General features: G+C 60.1%; 1 protein-coding gene. It reads right to left on the reverse strand.

All coding sequences use genetic code 11. The annotated features are described in order from the left end of the window. Window positions 1–294: 294 nt before the first annotated feature. Window positions 295–396: a hypothetical protein gene (locus AC1DNF_RS35830; RefSeq protein ID WP_478153692.1), complete on the reverse strand. Its 102-nt coding sequence runs from the start codon at window positions 394–396 to the stop codon at window positions 295–297. Between the last annotated feature and the right edge of the window lie 10 nt (window positions 397–406).

Consider the following 406-nt stretch of genomic DNA (forward strand, 5'->3'; position numbering starts at 1 on the left):
CATCGCCATCGCCACCGGCAGGTTGGTTGTTCTGGATGTCGAGGGCATGCCGCCGAGCGGCTTCATGTTGACGATATCGGCAGTCCACCAAGCTTCAACGTCCCCTGGGCCCGCTGGCAGATGGTTCATCGACCACTTGAAAGGCAGCACAGCCACTGGTCTGCTCGAACACGGACACGCCTGACAGCGCATAAATCCGCTACATGAGCACGGCAAGACTCTGTGTGTCCGTGCATTTCTGAGGCGAGGCTGGAGGACCGCTTTTGGCCGACTGTAGCCGGTCACAACGTCGGTTCAGCGGACCGCTTCTCGTGGCCCGAACATGATGATGGCCATGCCAATGAAGCACACGGCGACGCCAATCCAATCGCTGGTCGACGGGGTGACCTTGTCCACTGCCCAAAGC

The sequence above is a fragment of the Variovorax sp. 01T432 genome, from assembly GCF_056398605.1.